Here is a 3,746-nt window from a genome sequence, read left to right on the forward strand (position 1 = left end):
CCGGGGCCCGCGAGGACGCGCGCGGTGACGCCCGTGACGGCGCCCGCGAGGACGCCCGCGCCGACCGCCCCAAGGGCGTCCTGCGCCGGATCGTCCCCCGCCCCCGTCCCGCCGGGACACCGGACGGCGGTCCCGTCCCCGCCGACGTACCGTCCCCGCCGCACCGGGCCGGCACGGACGAACTCGGCGACAGTTCCACCCAGCCCGACTGGTGGCGGGTGGACAACAGCGCGTTCGGCATCGGTGACGAGGTGCCGGGCTTCGTCGGCGGGGTCGAGATCCCCGAACTCCTCAAGCCGCCCCCGGCGAAGGAGAAGGAGGCAGCGCGGGACGAGCCGGCCGCCGCGCCCGAGGCGGAGGAGGAGCCCGCCGCTTCCCGTCGCCGCCGCCGCTTCCTTCCGCGCCTGCCGTCCGGCCGCTGGAGCAACCCCCTGCTCCTGCTCGCCGCCGGTCTGCTGGTCGCGGGGACCGTGATCGGTGACTGGCGCGCCCTGATCCTGGGCTGGCTCATCGCCTACGCCTCCCGCCGCCTGACCCAGGCGGAGATCAAATGGGCGGTGGTGATCCTTCCCGGCCTCGCGCTCGCGGGCGGCGTCGTGTGGCTCTGGGGGAGGACGGCGGGGCGTTGGGGCACGCCCATCGCCGAGGGGCACATGAACGCGGCGGTCTCCGAGACCTGGCCGTGGGTCGTCCGGGCCGCAGCCCTCACCACGGCGCTGTTCCTGGTCTGGCGCTCCCAACGCCAACGCTGACCCTGCGGCTCGGCCCAGCGCCTTCGGCTGAACTCGGCCCGTTCGGCACATCCAGCCCCTCCGGCGTTTGAGGAGCGGGGGTCCGGGGGCAGCACCCCCGGGGGTCGGGAACGGGAAGGGGCGGCGGGGGCGCGATCCACCCCGGGCGTCGGGTGCGCTCACGGCGCCGGCCAGGCGCCGCTGCGCCCACCCGTGCCGCCCCAGCGGCACGATTGCCCGCAGTTACGCGGCGCGGCTGCCCGCGGTTACGTGGCGCGATCGCCCGCGGTTGCACGGCGCGGCTGCCTGCGGTCACGCGGCGCGGTTACGTGGGGACGGCTCGCGGTTACGCGGGGGGACTGTCCGCGGTTACGCGGCGCGGCTGCCCGTGGCTACGGGCGGGACGGCTGCCCGCGGCGACAGGCGGCGCGGCTGCCCGTGGCCGCGGTGTTGGGACAATGGCGCGCATGGCCATCACCACCCCCCTCCCGCCCACCGTCGGCTTCGACCTCGACATGACGCTCATCGACTCCCGCCCCGGCATCCGCGCCTGCTACCTCGCGCTGGCCGAGCGGACCGGGACGTACATCGACGCCGACCTCGCGGTCACCCGCCTCGGCCCGCCGCTGGTGGACGAGCTGGCCAACTGGTTCCCGGCCGGGCGGGTCGAGGAGGTGGCGGACCTCTACCGGGCGATGTACCCGACGTACGCCATCACCGCCACGCCCGCCCTCCCCGGCGCCCGTGAGGCGATAGCCGCCGTACGGGAGGCGGGCGGGCGCGCGATCGTCGTCACCGCCAAGTACGAGCCCAACGCCAAACTGCACCTGGCCCACCTCGGCATCGAGCCGGACGCCGTGATCGGGAACCTGTGGGCCGAGCAGAAGGCGCTCGCGCTGCGCGAGCACGAGGCCGCCGTCTACGTCGGCGACCACGTGGGTGACGTGCGCGGCGCGCGGACCGCCGGCGCGCTGTCCGTCGCCGTCGCCAGCGGTCCCTGCGACGCCACGGAGCTGCGCGAGGCCGGCGCGGACGTCGTCCTCACCGGTCTGCCGGAATTCCCGCGGTGGTTTTCGGACTACCGCTCGGACGGCTGACCGGAAACCGCTCAGGAAACCGGACCGGAAACCTGCCCCGCCCGCGCCCGGCGGCGCCCCGCCGCGGCCGAACGCAGTACGCCCGCGCCGGCCATCAGGAATCCGACGGCCATGAACATGCTCAGCCCGAACATGTACGTCGGAAAGGGCGTCGTCCCGAGGAACAACGGGGTCACGGTGACCAGAGTGGCCACGGCGCCGACGAAGAAGACGATGGCACCGGCACGGACCAGGCCGTCACCGGGCGCGGGGGAATTCGCTTGGGTTTTGTCACGCACCGGACCAGGGTAGTTCCCAGCGCGAAGGAACAACCGGGTGACGTCTTGTCACCGGCCCGAAGACCATTAGCCTTGGTACCGGCGGGTCATCGGGCCCGCCCGAGTGCTATCAAGAGCCGTTTTCCGAAGCAGTTTTCCCGACGAGTACGAGGACGAGGACAGACGTGCCCACCGGCAAGGTCAAGTGGTTCAACAGTGAGAAGGGCTTCGGCTTTCTCTCCCGTGACGACGGCGGAGACGTCTTCGTGCATTCCTCGGTCCTCCCCGCCGGAGTCGAGGCCCTCAAGCCGGGCCAGCGCGTCGAGTTCGGTGTGGTCGCCGGACAGCGCGGCGACCAGGCCCTCTCCCTGACCGTCCTGGACCCGGCCCCGTCGGTCGCGGCGGCCCAGCGCAAGAAGCCGGACGAGCTGGCCTCCATCGTCCAGGACCTGACGACCCTGCTGGAGAACATCACGCCGTCACTGGAGCGGGGCCGCTACCCCGACCGCGCGGCCGGCAAGAAGATCGCCGGTCTGCTCCGCGCGGTCGCCGACCAGCTGGACGTGTGAGGGGTCAGGGAAACCGCAGCGCGTCCGGGCCGAGGGGCGGCACCAGTCCCTCGGCCGCCGCGCGCGTGAGCAGCCCCCGTACGGCCGCGTAGCCGTCCTCGCCGAGACCGGCGGTGAACTCGTTGACGTACAGCCCGATGTGCTGGTCGGCGACGGCCGGGTCCATCTCCTGGGCGTGCTCCATGACGTACGGACGCGACACCTCGGGCTCGTCCCAGGCCATCCGCACCGATGTGCGAATGGACTCGGCGAGCCGCGTCAGCGTCTCCTCGCCCAGCGACCGCTTCGCGATGATCGCGCCCAGCGGGATCGGCAGCCCGGTGGTCCGCTCCCAGTGCTCACCCATGTCGGCGAGCCGGTGCAGCCCGTAGTCCTGGTACGTGAAGCGGGCCTCGTGGATGACGAGTCCCGCGTCGACCTTCCCGTCCCGCACGGCGGGCATGATCTCGTGGAACGGCATCACCACGATCTCGCCCACCCCGCCCGGCAGGACGTCCGCCGCCCACAGCCGGAACAGCAGGTACGCCGTCGACCGCTCGCTCGGCACCGCGACCGTACGGCCGGTCAGGTCCGTCCCGGCCTCCCGGGTCAGCACCAGCGGCCCGCAGCCCCGCCCCAGCGCGCCCCCGCAGGGGAGCAGGGCGTAGGTGTCGAGGACGTACGGCAGGACCGCGTACGACACCTTCAGCACATCCAGCTCACCTCGCTCGGCCATGCCGTTGGTGACGTCGATGTCGGCGAACGTCACGTCGACCGCGGGCGCGCCGGGGACCCGGCCGTGGGCGAGGGCGTCGAAGACGAAGGTGTCGTTCGGGCAGGGCGAGTAGGCGATCCGCAGGCGCTGCTGCTGCTCAGGGGTGGTCATGCTGAATCCAACTCTCCAGGACGGGCGCGAGCTTCCCGAAGCCCTCGGTGAGGGCGCTCAGGGCGTCGCCGATGCGCCAGGCGGCGCGGTCGCGCGGGCCGACGGGGTTCGACACCGCCCGCACCTCCAGCACGGGCACGCCGTGCGCGGCGGCGGCCTCGGCGACCCCGAAGCCCTCCATGGCCTCGGCGAGGGCGCGGGGGTGACGGGCGCGGAGCGCGGCGGCG

General features: G+C 73.5%; 4 protein-coding genes and 2 pseudogenes. 3 read left to right on the forward strand and 3 right to left on the reverse strand.

The features are described from left to right. Both B7767_RS30340 and B7767_RS30345 read left to right on the forward strand, forming a co-directional pair. Positions 1-752: pseudogene (locus tag B7767_RS30340) on the forward strand (hypothetical protein); the annotation flags it as partial. A 446-nt stretch (positions 753-1,198) separates the two neighbouring features. Further along, a complete protein-coding gene (locus B7767_RS30345; RefSeq protein ID WP_085574947.1) occupies positions 1,199-1,828 on the forward strand; it encodes an HAD family hydrolase in 630 nt (209 codons plus the stop codon). A gap of 11 nt (positions 1,829-1,839) precedes the next feature. On the opposite strand, the gene B7767_RS30350 is transcribed toward B7767_RS30345, so the two are convergent. Then, positions 1,840-2,106, reverse strand: coding sequence for a hypothetical protein (locus B7767_RS30350; protein WP_085574945.1), 267 nt, complete (start codon positions 2,104-2,106; stop codon positions 1,840-1,842). A 164-nt stretch (positions 2,107-2,270) separates the two neighbouring features. Here B7767_RS30350 and B7767_RS49145 point away from each other — a divergent pair, with 164 nt between their 5' ends. Then, positions 2,271-2,654 (forward strand): cold-shock protein, encoded by a 384-nt coding sequence (locus B7767_RS49145; protein WP_030864536.1) that lies wholly within the window; start codon positions 2,271-2,273, stop codon positions 2,652-2,654. Between the two features lie 4 nt (positions 2,655-2,658). Here the strand turns inward: B7767_RS49145 and B7767_RS30360 are convergent, their stop codons facing one another. Beyond that, complete coding sequence (locus B7767_RS30360) at positions 2,659-3,519, reverse strand: 1,4-dihydroxy-6-naphthoate synthase (RefSeq protein WP_085574946.1); 861 nt, start codon at positions 3,517-3,519, stop codon at positions 2,659-2,661. Beyond that, positions 3,506-3,746: pseudogene (locus B7767_RS30365) on the reverse strand (futalosine hydrolase); the annotation flags it as partial. The gene B7767_RS30360 and the pseudogene B7767_RS30365, both read right to left, overlap by 14 nt.

Origin of the sequence: Streptomyces sp. 13-12-16 (genome assembly GCF_002114215.1) — a bacterium.
Classification (GTDB): Bacteria; Actinomycetota; Actinomycetes; order Streptomycetales; family Streptomycetaceae; genus Streptomyces.

Excerpts from the sequence above, each read along its gene's own strand:
- B7767_RS30345 (WP_085574947.1), top strand. The coding sequence starts at position 1,199 with ATGGCCATCACCACCCCCCTCCCGCCCACCGTCGGCTTCGACCTCGAC.
- B7767_RS30360 (WP_085574946.1), bottom strand. The coding sequence starts at position 3,519 with ATGACCACCCCTGAGCAGCAGCAGCGCCTGCGGATCGCCTACTCGCCC.